This is a genomic window from Sphingopyxis fribergensis (genome assembly GCF_000803645.1).
GTDB classification, from domain to species: Bacteria; Pseudomonadota; Alphaproteobacteria; order Sphingomonadales; family Sphingomonadaceae; genus Sphingopyxis; species Sphingopyxis fribergensis.
Genome location: NZ_CP009122.1, coordinates 2,972,712 through 2,988,687, shown reverse-complemented (window position 1 = coordinate 2,988,687; position 15,976 = coordinate 2,972,712). Strand labels below are relative to the sequence as shown.

The window sequence follows — 15,976 nt, the reverse complement described above, 5'->3', positions numbered from 1 at the left end:
GCTTCGCCGTGCTCGTCGCAGGGGCATCCCTTCGGGATGGCTTTATTTGTGGGGCCGTATCGGCAGGGACTTGAGTGCTCCCACCGCCGCTGCGCCGCCACACCAGATAGCGAGGTCGACAAGCTCCCGAAATTCCCGCTCGGTCAATTCCTCGACGGCCAGCTCGCCGATGATCGACGCATAGCGGCCGCGCACGGCGCGGCGGGCAATCTCGACCTCCTCCGCAACCTTGCGCTGACGCGCTTCGAGGTCGGCGAGGCGTTCGCGTTCACTCTTCTTGGGCATAACCATCATCCTTCAAATGGTCTGCCCGCCGGCTTCCAATTCTACCCGAGGGAGTGCGCCATGATCAAACGGCAATTATCATGGCCGGCGTGCCGCCGGCAGGTGAAGAAATCCCCCCGGACGGGGGGAACCCCCGCGCCTTCCGGCACGAGGTGTCGCAGCGACACGTCGCTGCGTTGGGCGGACGCACGCCGTTGGCGTTTGTAATGCACCCTACGCACGGGTTCTGCGGGGCCAAACCTCCCTGCAAATCAATAGCCTAACCCTAAAGTCGAACGCTGGCGCAGGCGGCGTCATTTGGCCGCCGTGGCAGCCAGATGCGGCGGCACTTGGCTGCCATCCGCGCCAATGCCCTGATAATCCTTGGCATCTTTGGGCAGCCGTGGCTGCCGCGCTAAGCTATTGGAAAAACGGCAGGTCTCGGCTATAACAGTGGGGCTACGTGTCCTCACTTGCCGAAGCTCCAGACCAGGAGCTTGCCATGGCAAGACTGACTATTCGTCTTCCCGACGAACTATACGACCGCCTCGCGGCCGATGCCGATGCGGCGGGCGTCCCCACCGCGGCCTTCGTTCGCGATGCCCTCGAACAGCTGAACGGCGCCGACCCCTTCGGCTTCCATGCCCGATTCGACGAACTCCACTCGACCGTCATCCAGGTGCTTGCGATCCTTGCGTCCGACGTCGGCGCGCGCGCGCCCAAATCTCTCGCCAAGGGGATGGAGGATACCCGCCGTCTTCTCCTCGACCGGGGGCTGATCGGCGCGGGCGACCTGCCAGCTCTGGGGGAAGGGGCGTCGTCATGAGCATCTTCCGCAACGACACACTCGGCAGCTGGACGCGGGGCGGCCAAGCCATCGTCCACAATGTGCGGATGACCACCCAGGTCTTCTTCCAGACGACCCTCGCCGGGCTTAGCATCTGGGTCATCGGCGCGATCTGGTACGCCTTCGAAAAGTCCGATGCCTACCAGCGCTTCGTCCTCACCAAGCTCGTTGAGGCAACCTTCAAGGCCGATGCGGCGCCGGGAACCAACGACCCGGTCCTGTTCCGTACGCCGGAGGGCCGCGAATATTGGACCTCGGCCGACTGGCTGGTCGACTCCGCGATCGCGAAACAGGCGCTCGAAAAACTCGAGAGCGACCTCATCAGCGGGGCGATCCTGTCCGGGGTGTTTGCGCTCGCCGCGCTCGTCTTCGCCTGGTTCTATTTCACCCGGACGGGGAAGGGGCTCGGCTCCAACGAGTACCTGCGCGGGGCGCATTTCGGTACCGTTCGGCAGGTCCGCCGGGCGCTGCGCAGGGAGACGAAAGGAAGCTTCTCGATCGGCGGCATCAACGTCCCCCATGCCTTCGAGACCGAGCATGTCCTGATCTGCGGTGCACCCGGAACGGGGAAGACCAACATGATCGTCAAGATGCTCGAAGGCATCCGCGCCAAGGGCAAGCGCGCGATCGTCTATGATACCGCCGGCACCTTCGTCGAAAAATTCTACCGCGAGGGGAAGGACATCCTGCTCAACCCCCTCGACGAGCGTTCGGCCGTCTGGTCGCCCTGGGTCGATGTCCCGCACGATTATCATTACGACCAGATCGCGGAATCGACGATCCCCGACAAGCATGGCGATCCCTTCTGGCCGAAGGCCGCGCGCGGTACTCTGGTCGCCGTTCTGCGCAAGCTCGCAGCGCAGGGACGGACCTATGTATCGATCCTCCTCCACACCATCGTCCGCTCTCCGCTGAAGGATCTGTCCGCCTTCGCCGCGGGCACCGATGCGGCGGCATTCATCTCGATGGAAGGCGAACGGACGTCGGCGGGCGTCCAGGCTGAGCTCGCGTCGGTCATGCGCAGCTTCGCCTATCTTGACGATACCGACGACGGGCTTTCGATCCGCGACTGGGTCGCGACCGAGGGGGACGACAGCTGGCTCTTCGTTACCGTGAAGGCCGACCAGCTTCCTTCGCTCCGTCCCCTGATCACCGTGTGGCTCGATATCGCGATCAGCGCGATCATGAGCCTGAAACCCGATCAGCAGCGCCGTCTCTATTGCGTGATCGACGAGCTTCCCTCGCTCCAGAAACTGCCGTCGCTCTCTGACTTTCTCGCTCGCGCCCGCAAATATGGCGGCTGCGGCATCCTCGGCTTCCAGTCCTACCCGCAGCTCGAGGCGACCTATGGCATCCAGGATGCCGCGGCGATCACCGGCTATTGCTCCACCTGGGTCGCGCTCCGCGCCAACGATACCCCCACCGCCAAGCATGTCAGCGAGAATCTCGGGCAAGTCGAGCAGGTCGAGGCGAACGAGGGGATGAGCTATGGCGTCAACGACATGCGTGACGGGGTCAACCTCTCGCGCATCCAGGTGACAAGACCTCTTGTGATGCACACGGAGGTCACCAACCTGCCGAACCTGTCGGGCTATCTGCGCTTCGGTCGCGACCTGCCCGTCGTTCGGTTCGCGGATAAATATAATGACGTGCCATCCATCGTTGAGGCCTTCGCCGAGCGCAGCCGTCCGCCTCGACATATAGCACCACCACCGTCGTTGCCGTCGTCATCCGGTACGTCCGAAGAGGCATCAAGATCGGCGAAACCGGAGAAGAATGACGCGCCAGCGCGCAAGCGGACTGGCAGACGCGGACCGGACGTCAATGCGCCCGCGTTGAAGCTCGATCACCCGGCGGGCGCATCCGGAAAATCGCGTGACAACAAGAACGGGGAGGTCTCAGCCGCACCTGTCACGCCTACCGATGGTTCGCCCGACCGTCCCGCGACGCCTCTCGAAATTATCGCTCCGCACTGGGACCGCACCCTGCGACAGCATGGGCGTCCGGGTGGTCGTCGCCGTCCGGCGAGACCGGCATGATCCATCCGCGGCGCCTCGGAGGCAAGCCCGGCAATATCGCCCGCTATTATACGATCGGCGATTATTACACCAAGGGCGGGAACGAACCCTCGGAGTGGGGCGGGAAAATTGCGGCCGGGCTCGGGCTTTCGGGCCCGATCGACCGCAGGGCGTTCGAGGCGTTGCTCGCCGGCAAGGTCGAGGAGCAGCAACTCGGGCGCATCCGCCACGGCGAGGTTCAGCATCATCCGGGGTGGGATTTTGCGGTCAACGCCCCGAAATCGGTATCGATCATGGCGCTGGTGACGGGCGATGAACGGATCGTCGCCGCGCATGAGCGGGCAGTCGGCACCGCCATCGGCTGGATCGAAGAGCATGCCGAGCTTCGCCGACGTATGGACGGCAATATTCGGCATGAAACGACAGGCCAGCTGCTCTATGCGCGCTTCACTGAACATGCCTCGCGCGAACTCGACCCGCATCTCCATACCCACGTCGTGATCCTCAACATGACTCGGCATGCCGGCGACGAGCAGATGGCGAGCCTCGAAACCCGCGCCATGTTCGCCGAGCAGATGACTGCGGGACAAATCTATCGCAACGAACTCGCCCACGACCTGCGCGAACTTGGCTACGAGATCGAGTTCGACCCGCGAAGGGGACTGTTCGAAATCCGCGATGTTCCAAATGATCTTATATACGCGATGTCGCGCCGCGCTGAGCAGATCGATGCGCATGCGAAGGAGCATGGTCTCCAGGGGCAGGCCGAACGATCGATTTCCTTCTTCGCGACCCGGCCCCCCAAGCAGAAAGTTGATCTCGATACGCTCCATGCCCAGTGGGCAGAGAGATCGAAGGCACACATTCCCGCGCTCGAAGCTGTCCGCGCCGCCGCCGATGCGCGTGGGGAGAAGCATCTGGACGCCGATCCCGCGACCGCGCGCCGCGCAGCGCTGTTCGGACTTCGCCAATCGGAGACGCGCGAAGCGGTCAACAATCTCGGCCGGCTCATTCGAACTGGGCTCGCTTCGCATGTCGGCGACGTCCGCCTCCGCGACGTCCGGCCTCTGTTTGAGGAACATGAAGCGCGGCTCAAGCTGCTGAAGACGAGGGAGCTGACCGGCGACCAGATTCTCACGCGCGGCAGGACCTCGCGCCGCGCCGCGCGGCTAGAGATCGCGCTATCGACGCATATTTCGCTGAGCCTTGGCGATGGGGTTCCGCTGGCATTGCCGGAACAGGTCGACACGTCGCTGCGCGGTAGCATTCTCAACGATGACCAGCGAAAGGTGCTCGCCGAGATCGCGCTGTCCAGTGACCGCGTCATGGGTGTTCATGGCGTCGCCGGCTCGGGCAAATCCACGCTCATCAAGGAATTGAAGGCCGCGGCCGATGCCGGTTGGACCTTCATCGGTCTGGCACCGACCTCATCTGCGACCGCGAAGCTGGGCCAGGACGCTGCCATCGACTCTCGTACTGTCGCCGCGCTGCTGGGCGGCGGCGGGCATGATATCACCGATCGTCATGTCCTGGTCGTCGACGAGGCGGGCCAGCTCGGGAGCCGGCAAGCGCAGCGGATCTTGCAGATCAGCCACGACACCGGCGCGCGCGTGCTTCTTCTTGGCGACAACAAGCAGACGGGGGCGATCGAGCAGGGCAAACCCTTCTGGCTGATGCAGAAGCTCGGCCTTCCGACGGCTGAGCTCACCGAGGCGGTCCGGCAGCAAACCCGCGCGATGAAGACCGCGGTCGCGACCGCGCGCAGCGGGGATTATGCCGCGTCGCTGCAATCGCTCGACAAGATCATCAGCGGGGAGGGAGCCGACAAGCTCGCGGCCAACCTCGTCGCGGAATGGACGCGGCTCAAGCCCGAGAACCGTGACAAGACCAATATCCTCGTTCTCGACAACGCGACCAGGCTGATCGTGAATACCCAGATCCGAGAGGTGCTGAAACGGGAAGGCGCTATCGCCGCCGAAGATGCGCGGATCGATATTCTCGCTCCGTCGGGCATGACCGACCAGGAGAAGCATTTTGCCCGCTTTTACTCGGGCGGCCAGGTAGTGATGTTCGCGCGCGACAACGCGGGACTCGGGATCGCCGCCGGGGCAGAGTATCGCGTCAGTGGCCTCGCGCGGGATGCGCGCGGCCGCCAGATCGTGCGTCTTGTGGACGAAAAGGGCCGGACCATCCTCTGGAATCCCCGTCTTGGCCGCGCGTCGCAGGTCAATGTGTTCATCGGGGACAAGCGAGATATTGCCGCGGGCGATCGCATTCAGTGGCGGCTGGCGACGAAGGAACTCGACCTAAAAAATGCCGAGCGCGGGACGATCGAGTGTCTCGACGGGACCGTCGCGACCATTCGCTGGGACCGGAGCGCCGAGCCGCAGAAGATCGATCTCGCCGTTCATCGGACTTGGGACCATGGCTATGCCGAGACGGTCTATTCGGCGCAGTCGAAGACCTATGACCGAGTCTATGTCCTTGCCCCGGTCGGATCGGGCCTCGTCAATGGCCAGAATTACTACACCGCCATCACGCGCGCTCGCTATGGCGTGAAACTCTGGACCGAAGATCTCGAGCGCCTTGTGCAAAAGCTCGAGCGGTATTCCGGCGAAAAGACGTCCTCGCTCGAAGGCCTCGGGCGGCTCTGGCGAGACAGCCATCGCATCCGCGGCGCCCGGCTCGCTGAAAGTCTCGACTGGGCGCGAAAGCAGATGCTGAGCACGCGTGCGGATCGCGCCGAGCGAAGGGCCGAGCGGGAGCGGGAATGGAACGAGATTCTGCGCCCGCCATCGCTTGCAGAAATGCTCGCGGGCCGCGCGAGAGACGGCATGTCGAAGCTCGATGCCTATCTGAACGGCATTCTCGCCGGCTCGACGAAGGACCAGCGCGCGCATGCACCGACCGCTCCCGAGCCCGCCGAACAACCGCATTCCCGACAGCAAGGACATGATCGATGAACATATTCCGATTTCCACGGACAGCCGAAGCCGTCAGGTCGCATATCAGGGGCCGCGTTCCGCAAAGTTTGCGGTTCGGCGCGGCGGCGGCCATCTTCACCTTGGCGTTCGGCCTCTCGCTGCCGGCGATGGCTCGCGCGCCAGTCGCGACGGCCAATGCTGAGATCGCGCGCTGCATTCGCAGCGCAGCCCATGGCAAGCCGTGGCTCGAACGTACGCTTTGGGGTTTGCGCGATCAGGAAGGCGGCTGGATCGGCGCCGCTGTCGTCAACAGCAATGGCACTCATGATCTCGGGCCGCTGCAAATCAACAGTTGGTGGGTACCCAAAATTGCGGCGCTTGTCCGGCGATCCGAAACCCATGTCCGGCATTGGCTCCAGAACGATGCCTGTTTCAATGCCGAGGCGGCGCGCTGGATTTTTCTCTCGGGTCTGGCGGTCACGGGTGACTATTGGAAAGCGATCGGCGTTTATCATAGTCCTACCGCTTGGCGGCAGGCGCGCTATGCGACGAGCGTCGCAGCGCATCTCCAAAAGAGATATGGGAAGGCGATATTCTGATCACAGCCGAAGCTCCGCACGGGGCCGCGCCGGACATCATGAAAACCATGGCCCGCATAAGGGGTCGGCAAGGCGGCGCTGGGCGGCCTTGACCAGGCGCTGCACCCGCGACCGGTAAGGTGAGCTTTCTTTGCGCCACCGCTCCGACGCGACAGCGGAACCGAAGAAGGCCTGAGCGATCTCGTGCTGGGTCGCTCCCGTGGCGATCGCGTCCGCTGTTCTCAGTTCCAATATCCATCGCGGCGCCCGGGTCTCGCGCGGCTTAAGGGACGTAGGCAGTTCGCCGTCGGTAGCCAGTGCGACGAGCTGCTGCAGCGCGGAGATTTTCGGCCCCGTGTCCGCTAGACCTCCGATCTGATAATCCAGAAACAGTGGGCCGCCGAGCAGCGTCCCGTCATGGAGATCGAGCCTGATCACCCAATGTCCGTCGGATAGCAGCCAGTGTTCGGCGTTGGTTTCGTCGACGGCGACTGACACGAATTCGGCAAAGTTCCGGATATCGAGCAGGTTGGCGCTCGATGCCGATTGATCGTCCGCCGCGGTGCTGCGGAGAACCCTCGGATCAAGCGCCGGCGTCCATATTGGTCGAGCATATGGCGTCGCAAGATCCGGGTCCTCTAGTTTCATCAGTCCAAAGTCAGAGGGGACAATCTCACCAACTTCCCGATCCCGCCATGCCGCGCGATAGGGCGCGCTGCGCCGGAGCCATTCCCATGCGAAACTGCGCCGATCGGCAAACAGCAACACGGCATATTCGCTGGCCAGCAGCCAATCCGGCACTTGAGGTGCCGGTCCGGGATCGCCGCCCAGCCCGTTCACTCTGACAGTTCGTGATCTTGCTTTAGCGACCCCATGCAAAATGGATAGGCACGCCCGTCCGCGTTGTCAGCCGAATGCGTTCTGAAACAAACGGTGCAAGGCAGCGAAGCGCGCGCACGGCGAACTATCTATGCGCGGCGCGGCGTCCGACACCCCCTTTCCTGCTATGGCGCGCTTCGATTTTTCGGTTCAATTGGAAGGCCTTTCTTCGCCAGGGAGGCAGCCCATGCTTAAGGTGGTCGACCGGTTCAATCGAACGCGTGAGCACGTTGCGCTCCGTTCCATGTTTGAGGCGCGCAAACGCTTCTTTGTCGATGAGTTGGGGTGGGATTTGCCTGTCTTGGCCGGTCTCTACGAAGTCGATCAGTTCGATGATGGGCACGCAACCTACCTCATCGTTGTCGATCAAGACGATCGGCATCTAGCCTCAGCGCGCCTGCTCCACACGATCAGGCCGTCCCCGATCGAGTCCGCTTGTCCGCCCTTTGTCGAAGGGATTGTTCCGAAGGGGCGCGATGTTTGGGAGATTACCCGAATATGTTCGTTGTTCCCTGAGGGTAGCGACCGAGTTTGGGAAGTTCATGATATGCTGCTTAACGGACTGGCGAAGTTCGCCGTCGAAGCCGGCGTTCGAACTTACACGATCATCGCGGACCCCGAACACTCATCATGGTTTGCCAGTGTCGGCTGGAAGTGCAAGCGACTGGGCCCGGCACAGTATCAGGGTGGGCAGGTATTTACGGCGCTCGGGATCGAGATTGATCCCGCGATCCGCGCGAACTTTATGGCCGGCGGTATCGCCGGCGGGTCTCGCCTCTTCCAGCCCGAAACGCGCGCGGCGGCCCATGTGGCGCGCATTTCGTCAGCCAATCATCGACATCATGGAGCGGCGTTCAGGAGGACGCTGAGTCGAAAAATAACCGATTCCGGTTACAGTTCTCCTTGAAAGACCAGATAGATTTATCACTATATTGTCGCGCTTTTTTCAAAAGCGCGTGACCGGGTTCCGGTGCGAATGTTCAGGCTTTGGCTAAAGGCTCCGGTGCGCGATCCCAACGCGCGTTTCCAATAGCTCGGTCACATTTTTTCTTGTCGATCCTGTTCCGATTATAATCCGATTATAATTGGATTATAAAATGGATCGTCCCCTTCATCGAGCTTAGCTTTTGAATGCGACTCAATTTCGGTCGCAATCGATGGAAAGGACGAACCATGGACAAGCATGAAAACGGCATCGTCGACCTGGGCGATGCGCGCATCGAAACCCGCGGGTCGGGAGGCAACGGCGACATCGACCTCCAGACGTTCCAGCGCTACGTCGCGGGCGGCATCGAGACCGACGACTGATGCAAAGGGCGTGCGGCGCCCCGAGTGCCGCACGCCAGCGCAGTTCTCCCACGATGATGAGCCGCCCTCGCACGGACCTTCGGTACAGCATTATTGGCGCGGACGTCGTCTGCCTTGATCTCACGACCAGTCGCTATTTTCTCCTTCAAGGCGCAGCTGCCGAAGCCTTCAAAGCGGCGACTTTGGGCACGGCGACCTGCGGGCAATTGCGCTGGCTCGTCGAAAACAATCTCGTTGAAGCTGGCCCACCTGTTCCTGCACCGCGGCTCGCTCCACGGCCCGAGACGAGCGCTTTTGATAATTGTCTCGGGTCGGCGTCTCCATGGACATTAGTAGAGGCGCTGGCGGAACAGTGGCGCGCGCGCAGGAGTCTTGCGCGGCAATCGCTCGGAGCGATCCTGAAACCGAGCTCGCTGTCCCGCGGTGATCTCGATAGGTGCCAATCAACGGCGGCAGCATTTGTGCGGGCTTGGCGCTATCGCAATGCGACGGACCAATGCCTCGTGCGCAGCATTGCAATGCGCGCGATGTTGGCGCGCCGCGGTCTGGGATCTGACCTAGTCATAGGTGTCATGCTGCCATTTTCGGCACATTGCTGGATTCAGGTGGGTGCGGCGGTGCTGAGCGACCCGCTCGATCTGGTGGTGAATTACCAACCTTTGCTGACGGTGCGATGAGGCTCGCCTTCCGCCTTGAAATCGCAACATCAGGATGGGCCGGCCAGGAAGTCGCGGCTGACGAGGCGGATTGCGCGTACATCTCTGCGGCCGCGCGCCTTACGAGCCTCGCTCCCACTATCGAACTCGGCGAAGGTGGCTGTCTCGTCGGTCTTCTTTTCCGGCGCCAAATACCGGCAGTTCGCATCACCAACCTTGAGAATGCGGAGCGAAAGCGCATCATCGAAACAGATGGGCGCGCGTTGCTGTCTGACTATTGGGGTGCCTATATTGCAGTCCTCAGCCGGCCGGACGGCTCAGTCACTGTTCTGCGCGATCCATCGGGCATGATGACATGCTACATGAGGCGCAATGCCGACCACGTGACCTTGGCGAGCGAGCTGACCACCCTCGCAGTTCCGGGTCGCACCGCAATCGATTATGGGCCGCTCGCTCGCATGTTCGCCGGGATCGACCTGCTCGGACGCTGTACCGGCATCGTAGGCGTCGAGGAACTGCTTCCGGGAGAGCGTCTTGTCGTGAGCGCCGCCGGGCCCCATGTCGAGCAAGGCTGGTCGCCGTGGGATTATGTCCAATCGGGGAAGGGGTTCAGCTTCGACAATGCAGCACAAGCTCTTCGCGAAACGCTAAAGGACAGCATCGGAGCTTGGTCGACTTGCTTCGACCATATTCTAGTTGGCGCCTCGGGAGGCCTCGACAGTTCAATCGTCGCGGCCGCACTCGGCCCGCGCTCGCCAGCCATGCGCTGCCTCACGATGGTTGAGCCCGGCACGACGGGAGATGAGAGGCGATACGCCGAGGCGCTGGTCACGAAGCTCGGCACACGCCTCGATGCCCCGCTATACGACCTGAGTGCTGTTGACGTCTGCCGACCGGTCCTCCCTCATCTTCCTTTGCCCTTTGCAGCACACTATTTTCACGCGGTCTCCGCCGAGCATTCACGGATCAATGCCGCGTGGCCCGTCGATGCGTATTTCTCTGGCAACGGGGGAGACAATGTATTCTGCAGCCTGCGCAGCGCGGCGCCGCTCGCAGACGTGGTTCTCACGCGAGGCGTTGGGCCCAGCGCTTTTCGCACTGCGCTGGACCTCGCCGATCTTACCGGGGCCGGCTTGGCCGAAGTCATCCGAAAAGGCTGGGATCGAATAAACCGGCGAAAGGCTGGCCACCGGATTCAATATGACCTCACTGGCCTCGGCCCTGTCGGCCGAGCCGCGGCGCTATCCGGCGGTGATCAACATCCATGGCTTTGCGCGCCTCGACGCACACTGCCTGGAAAAGCAGCGCATATTGCGCTGCTCGCCCGCGCCCAAAAGAGCATCGAGCTTTATCCTCGATCCACAGCGGCCCCCCAAATTACTCCGTTGCTGTCGCAACCAATCGTCGAACTCTGCCTGTCGATTCCAACTTGGCAATGGGTACGCGGTGGCCGTGATCGTGCCGTCGCGCGCGCTGCGGTCGCCGATCTTCTCCCGGCCCTCATTGCCCAACGGAGGACAAAGGGAGGGCCGACGGGCTTCCTTCGGCGAGTCTTCAATGCGCGGGCGGACGACGCCATCCGGATGTTGGTCGACGGCAGACTGATCGCCGCAGGCGTATTGGACCCAGAGTGGCTACGGCGCGTCCGATCCGAAAGCTGGAGAGACGATGGCCGGGACATACGTCTCCTAGCTTTCGCCGCGGCCGAAGCTTGGGTGCGCTGGTGGGAAGAAGGCAGTACGCTGCCGGCCTAGTTCTTGAGTGGCAGTGGCGTGCCACAGTGCCGCGGCGCCTCATCGCGCATCTTGTCCCACACCGTATAGCGATCGGCATAGGGCGAGTTCGGGTCCCGCTCGCCGAGGAGCCAATAGTCGAACCAGGCGATATTCTCCTGCATCGCCCCGAGACGGTTCGAAGGTATATGGAAGATATGTGTTTCATCCGACGCGGCGTCGTCGCCAGGATAGAGGCTTAGCTCCGCGGGGACGCCGGCCTTCCGAAGCGCCGTGTGAAAATCGATCGATGGAACAAGCGGGGCGGCAACTTGTTGCAGCACCGCTCCGCAAACCTTGTCGGCTCGAAGCGACGGCGACAGCCGGCGATAATGCATAAGAGCCACCGGATCAGTCGGGGGACCTCCGAAAACGGCGTCATAAGAACCAGAGACATCGGGGTAGAAGGCCGGTTCGAGATAGCCGCCGTCACCGCTCGACGCTGCGCGAAACAGAGACGAGTTGGTGATGGTGACATTGACCATCTGCGAGCCTCGACTGTACCCCGCGATCCCGACCCGCGCTTGATCGATGACGCCAGTACCGACAAGCTCCATGACCGCGTCTTCATAGCTCGCCACTCCGTTGAGCCAAATCAACTGGCGCATGGTCTCCGGGGCGACCGCCTTCGTTTCGTTCCGCCAGGCGAGGCGGGCGGCCCACACCTCGGCATTTTCACGCGCGCTCGGCTCGTTGATGAGCAAAACGACATAGCCCCGCTCCGCGAATAATTGGGCAGGATATTCCCACTGGTTCTCGCGATTGGCGAACCGCTCGTCTGCATCGGTTCCGTGCGTGATAACTATAGCGGGATAGCGCTGGCCCGCCACATAGCGGCGCGGCCAGATGATGTAGCCCGTCGCCTTATTACCATGGCGGTTAGTCCAGGTACGCGGTTCGACCCGTAGCGAGCTGAGCCGCTCATGCCGCGGCGATACTGATGCAACTGGTCTGATCCGCCCAGACACGACGTCGATCTCAGCGATCGCCGGAGGCTGCGTCTGGCTCTGCGCGATGCAAGCGCCTTTGCTCAGCGATATTGTGAAGTCGCAGTCGTTGAGACTGAACGCGCCGCCGATCGTTCGAAGTCGGCCCGGTTCCAGCACAATAAGACCGAAGCGAGGGTTGTCGAGCATACGGACACCCACGATCGATCGCTTGCCGTCCGCCGAACGGACCCCGCTCGCAGCCCGGCCATCGAGAGCAAAGGGTAAATGACCATAGCTGTGCCGCGCGCCTCCCGTCATGGCTTCGACAAGCTCGCGGCGGTCTCCATAGCCCTCCGATGAGAGTTGCCCACCTAGCGGGCCAATTGCTTGCGCGCTTTCCGCCAGAGTATCGAGGACCCGGGCCGTCTTGGCCGCGAAGGACCATGCCATCGTGACCACACGTGATCGACCTTCGGGATCGACATCGGTCACATTAAAGAGGACGGCATCAGACGTCCACCGGACGAAATTGCGCTCGAAAAATGTAGTGATATCATTGTTAGGCCGCGTGGCGATAAGCGTGTCTCGCCCCTCGGATCGCAAATAGATTGAAGCGGTGGCAGTCCCCGGCGCGCGCCGCCGCGCACGCTCGATGACGACATCCTCACCATGACGTACCCCGGTCGCTTGCGGTGCCGCATCGAGCACGACATAGAATAGCCGCTTTCCATCGGGCGACCAGTCATGCGCTCTCACGCCGGTAGCGAGCGGCGCATGCCCGTATCCCGGATAGACCGCGCCTTCCGTGTCCCCGAAAATCGCCGTTGCGGGATGAACAATCAGGGGTGTAATCGAGTCGTCCATTTCAATGCGATAGAGCTGCACGCCATCACCCTTGTCGATGCGGGCGCTCCAGGCATCCTCGCCCGGGATACGGTGGAGCTGGTCGATCCATTGTGCGCGCAGGATGTCGCGCGTCGCTCCGCTTTCGAGTTCGACGCGGCGTAGCACGGCCACCATGCGACGGCTCGCCACGTCGGCAACGCGCACAACATAGAATGCGCTATGGCCGTCGGCGGAAATGGAAAGTCCACCGACTTCGGGAATGCTAAGCTGATCCTCCAATGTCCAATGGCGGGCTTGCTGCGTTGCGGCGGGGGTCGCGACTGTCAGCGCGGCCGTCACGGCGGCACTAATCGGCTTAACTATCATCACCACTTTTGTCGAAGTGTAAGACCGACGAAGCGCCCGACCGCCGAATAGTTGGTCGTATCGAAAGGGGTGTCGAATGGCGACGCAGTGAGGATAGCTGTCGGCTTTCTATCGAAGAGATTGAGCGCTGCGATCGATACGTCAAATCCTTGGCCGATCTGGACGCGCGCGGTGAGATCGACGGTCGTGTAGGCTGAGATACGCGAGGTCACGGTCTGGCGATCGTCATCGAGGGCGCTCATGTGGTTCACGAAGGCGGAAAAGCTGTAGCGATCGCCGCCGTAGGTCAGCCCAGCACGCCCACGAAAATGCGGCGGGTGGAAGAGCGTCGCCGCGAGGCGAGTCCAGGGCGCTCCCGAAATAAGCTGCTGACGGCTCTTGAGAAAAGTGCCGGTCGCCGAGAGCGACAGCTCCCGGTCGCCGCCGATGGTAATCCGGTAGCGGATCGACAGGTCGAGGCCCGAAAAGCGCTGACGCGCGACATTGCGGGTGCGCGAGTCGATGAAGGCCACGACGTTTGCCGGATCGTATGGAAGCCCCGTGCTGTTTTCGAGTCCCAGCACTGATCCATTGATCGTCGCCGTGAGGCCGGCGGGGTCCGGATCGAGCGTCACTAGATCGGCATAGAGCGGATTATCGAGCACCCCGACAAGCGAGGCGGCGGGAGCCGCGACACGGTCGCTATAGTCGATCCCGAACCAAGCGGCTGTGAATTCGAGGCCCCGTGCCGGCGTCAACTGGGCGCTCAAGGTTAGATTTTCGGAACGCTCGGGGCCAAGACGACTGTCGGGCCCGGATGCAATAAGAACGGTCGCGCTAGCTGGGTAGCCGGTGCCATAACGCGCGGCTCGCGCGAGCGCCGAGTAATAGCCACCATATTGCTGATAGAGCGTCGGCATTTTGAACGAACGGCCCCACGAGGCACCCAGGCGCAAGATGGCGACCGGCTCCCAGATAATGCCAAGCTTCGGGGTCACGATGCTTGCGGAATCTGAATAATCCTCGAAGCGCAGTGCTCCGGTCAGCGACAAACGGTGCAGGCCGCCTATCGCTTGCGCAGGAGAGGCCAGCGGCACCAAAAGCTCGCCATAGGCAAAGAGGTTATCCCGGCGCCGGTCTATGTCATTGAAGGGCAAGGTTGCAAAGAAATCGTGGCGCCGAACACCTGCTCCGAATGCCACGCTGAGCGCACCGGCCGGAAGTTCGGCCAATGGGCCTTCCACGCCCGCTTCGAGCGCGAGGTTTCGATTGAAGACATCCTTGTCGTTATGGATCGCTAGCGCGCCGCCCAGATAGAGATCGGAATATCCACCGGTACGGTCAGTCCCGAAGAATCCACTCGCCTTGAGCCGCCAATCATCCCCGAGTTCGGCCGTAAGGCTCGACGCGATGCCGAATATTTCGGAGCTACTGACGTTCTCTAGGCCAATAGCCTCGGGCGCAAGCACCAGATCATAGCCGGTGACCGAATGAATACGGCTCTTCTTGTAGAGCAGGTCGACCGCAAGCGAAATGTCGGGGCCGATGGTTTGATGTCCGCTTATCAGTATCGAGTGTCGCCAGGTTTTAGGCACTAGCGTTGTCTCGGGGTTATTGGCGATCGCATAACTGCGGTCCCCTGCGAGGATCGCCGATGACCGGCTGTAATCATAAGCCGCCAACAAGTTGCCCGAGGACCAGGTTTTGCCGCCGAGGATCCCATATTGCTGCTGGACATTTCCACCTTCGGTCGATGCCCCGAGGCGCGCCATCGCTGCGACACCCTCAAAGTCTCGCTTGAGCAAAATATTGACGACACCCGCAACCGCGTCGGCGCCATAAATTGCCGATGCTCCATCCGGAATAATCTCGATCCGTTCGACCGCAGCGACGGGGATCGAACTCACGTCCATAACCGACGAGGCACCGGTATAAGCGAAGCGGTTGCCGTTGAGCAGCGTCAGGGTGGCGTTCGAACCGATGCCGCGCAAATTGAAGGTCGAGGCGCCATTGACGTTAGCGTTCTCATTGGGAGCGCCCTGACTGTTTCCGATGCCCGGATTTTGTCCGCCTCCGAAGCTCTGCGGCAGGCTGCGCGCGACCTCGCCGAGATCGGATTGACCCGCGTTCCGAATGTCCTCACTCGAAATTCTGATCACCGGCGCAGCGGGTGGCGCGCCTTCGATCCGAGTGCCCGTCACGACGATAGCGTCACTCGACTGCTGCTCAGAGGCCGTTGCTGCGATTGATCGCCCGCGGATGATAACGGCTCTGTCGTCAAATCGAGCGACGAGATTAGTCCCTCGCAGAAGCCGCTCGATAGCTTGCTTGACCGTATAATTGCCGCGAAGTTGTGGGGACGAGACGCCCGCCAGGTCTTCCGCCGGAGCATAGAGCTCCCACCCGGCTTTGGCTGCGACCGATAAGAGTGCATCACCGAGATCCTGCGCCGGAAGGTCAAAGTTATAGCTCTCAGCTTCCTGTGCATAGGCGCTTGTCGGCACAGCGCAGGCCGCGATTCCAGTCAGCAATGCCAAAGCGGGCCGTGAATTCCTCATAGCCATTGTCCCCATCCGTGATCCGCCCGCGCGTGTTGAGCGCGGGTCGCTG

12 protein-coding genes are annotated in these 15,976 nt (G+C 62.0%); 8 read left to right on the top strand and 4 right to left on the bottom strand.

Annotation, left to right across the window (positions count from 1 at the left end; all coding sequences use genetic code 11):
* Positions 1–42: 42 nt before the first annotated feature.
* Positions 43–285 (bottom strand): hypothetical protein, encoded by a 243-nt coding sequence (locus tag SKP52_RS13805; RefSeq protein ID WP_039575569.1) that lies wholly within the window; start codon positions 283–285, stop codon positions 43–45.
* A 481-nt stretch (positions 286–766) separates the two neighbouring features.
* Here SKP52_RS13805 and SKP52_RS13800 point away from each other — a divergent pair, with 481 nt between their 5' ends.
* From SKP52_RS13800 to SKP52_RS13785, 4 genes are read left to right on the top strand one after another with little or no spacing between them, the layout of a single operon-like run.
* Positions 767–1,090 carry a ribbon-helix-helix protein, CopG family gene (locus tag SKP52_RS13800; RefSeq protein ID WP_039575565.1) on the top strand — a complete coding sequence of 108 codons (324 nt, stop codon included), beginning with the start codon at positions 767–769 and terminating at the stop codon, positions 1,088–1,090.
* On the top strand, positions 1,087–3,150 hold the full coding sequence (locus tag SKP52_RS13795) for a type IV secretion system DNA-binding domain-containing protein (RefSeq protein ID WP_081997364.1): 2,064 nt from the start codon (positions 1,087–1,089) through the stop codon (positions 3,148–3,150). The genes SKP52_RS13800 and SKP52_RS13795 overlap by 4 nt, the downstream gene beginning before the upstream one ends.
* Positions 3,147–6,092, top strand: coding sequence for a MobF family relaxase (gene mobF, locus SKP52_RS13790; protein WP_039575562.1), 2,946 nt, complete (start codon positions 3,147–3,149; stop codon positions 6,090–6,092). The genes SKP52_RS13795 and mobF overlap by 4 nt, the downstream gene beginning before the upstream one ends.
* Complete coding sequence (locus tag SKP52_RS13785; protein WP_405053483.1) at positions 6,089–6,652, top strand: lytic transglycosylase domain-containing protein; 564 nt, start codon at positions 6,089–6,091, stop codon at positions 6,650–6,652. The genes mobF and SKP52_RS13785 overlap by 4 nt, the downstream gene beginning before the upstream one ends.
* A gap of 36 nt (positions 6,653–6,688) precedes the next feature.
* Here SKP52_RS13785 and SKP52_RS13780 read toward each other — a convergent pair whose 3' ends face one another.
* Positions 6,689–7,471 carry a DNA -binding domain-containing protein gene (locus tag SKP52_RS13780; protein ID WP_148309127.1) on the bottom strand — a complete coding sequence of 261 codons (783 nt, stop codon included), beginning with the start codon at positions 7,469–7,471 and terminating at the stop codon, positions 6,689–6,691.
* A gap of 226 nt (positions 7,472–7,697) precedes the next feature.
* On the opposite strand from SKP52_RS13780, the gene SKP52_RS13775 reads away from it, so the two are divergent.
* The 4 genes from SKP52_RS13775 to SKP52_RS13765 all read left to right on the top strand — a co-directional run bounded on the left by SKP52_RS13775 (position 7,698) and on the right by SKP52_RS13765 (position 11,228).
* Positions 7,698–8,417 carry an acyl-homoserine-lactone synthase gene (locus SKP52_RS13775; RefSeq protein WP_160292416.1) on the top strand — a complete coding sequence of 240 codons (720 nt, stop codon included), beginning with the start codon at positions 7,698–7,700 and terminating at the stop codon, positions 8,415–8,417.
* 266 nt (positions 8,418–8,683) lie between these two features.
* Positions 8,684–8,818, top strand: coding sequence for a hypothetical protein (locus SKP52_RS27240; RefSeq protein ID WP_267127959.1), 135 nt, complete (start codon positions 8,684–8,686; stop codon positions 8,816–8,818).
* Between the two features lie 53 nt (positions 8,819–8,871).
* On the top strand, positions 8,872–9,495 hold the full coding sequence (locus SKP52_RS25465) for a lasso peptide biosynthesis B2 protein (RefSeq protein ID WP_160292415.1): 624 nt from the start codon (positions 8,872–8,874) through the stop codon (positions 9,493–9,495).
* A complete protein-coding gene (locus SKP52_RS13765) occupies positions 9,492–11,228 on the top strand; it encodes an asparagine synthase-related protein (protein ID WP_039575556.1) in 1,737 nt (578 codons plus the stop codon). Before SKP52_RS25465 ends, SKP52_RS13765 begins: the two co-directional genes overlap by 4 nt.
* Here SKP52_RS13765 and SKP52_RS13760 read toward each other — a convergent pair.
* On the bottom strand, positions 11,225–13,387 hold the full coding sequence (locus SKP52_RS13760; protein WP_081997362.1) for a prolyl oligopeptidase family serine peptidase: 2,163 nt from the start codon (positions 13,385–13,387) through the stop codon (positions 11,225–11,227). The genes SKP52_RS13765 and SKP52_RS13760 overlap by 4 nt on opposite strands.
* Complete coding sequence (locus SKP52_RS13755) at positions 13,387–15,924, bottom strand: TonB-dependent receptor domain-containing protein (RefSeq protein ID WP_039575554.1); 2,538 nt, start codon at positions 15,922–15,924, stop codon at positions 13,387–13,389. Before SKP52_RS13755 ends, SKP52_RS13760 begins: the two co-directional genes overlap by 1 nt.
* Positions 15,925–15,976 lie beyond the last annotated feature (52 nt).

Bases quoted from the DNA above. Each gene is read 5' to 3' on its own strand.
- SKP52_RS13760 (WP_081997362.1), bottom strand. From the start codon at position 13,387: ATGATAGTTAAGCCGATTAGTGCCGCCGTGACGGCCGCGCTGACAGTC.
- SKP52_RS13805 (WP_039575569.1), bottom strand. From the start codon at position 285: ATGCCCAAGAAGAGTGAACGCGAACGCCTCGCCGACCTCGAAGCGCGT.
- SKP52_RS13775 (WP_160292416.1), top strand. From the start codon at position 7,698: ATGCTTAAGGTGGTCGACCGGTTCAATCGAACGCGTGAGCACGTTGCG.
- SKP52_RS13785 (WP_405053483.1), top strand. From the start codon at position 6,089: ATGAACATATTCCGATTTCCACGGACAGCCGAAGCCGTCAGGTCGCAT.
- SKP52_RS27240 (WP_267127959.1), top strand. From the start codon at position 8,684: ATGGACAAGCATGAAAACGGCATCGTCGACCTGGGCGATGCGCGCATC.
- mobF (WP_039575562.1), top strand. From the start codon at position 3,147: ATGATCCATCCGCGGCGCCTCGGAGGCAAGCCCGGCAATATCGCCCGC.
- SKP52_RS13755 (WP_039575554.1), bottom strand. From the start codon at position 15,924: ATGAGGAATTCACGGCCCGCTTTGGCATTGCTGACTGGAATCGCGGCC.
- SKP52_RS25465 (WP_160292415.1), top strand. From the start codon at position 8,872: ATGATGAGCCGCCCTCGCACGGACCTTCGGTACAGCATTATTGGCGCG.
- SKP52_RS13795 (WP_081997364.1), top strand. From the start codon at position 1,087: ATGAGCATCTTCCGCAACGACACACTCGGCAGCTGGACGCGGGGCGGC.
- SKP52_RS13800 (WP_039575565.1), top strand. From the start codon at position 767: ATGGCAAGACTGACTATTCGTCTTCCCGACGAACTATACGACCGCCTC.
- SKP52_RS13765 (WP_039575556.1), top strand. From the start codon at position 9,492: ATGAGGCTCGCCTTCCGCCTTGAAATCGCAACATCAGGATGGGCCGGC.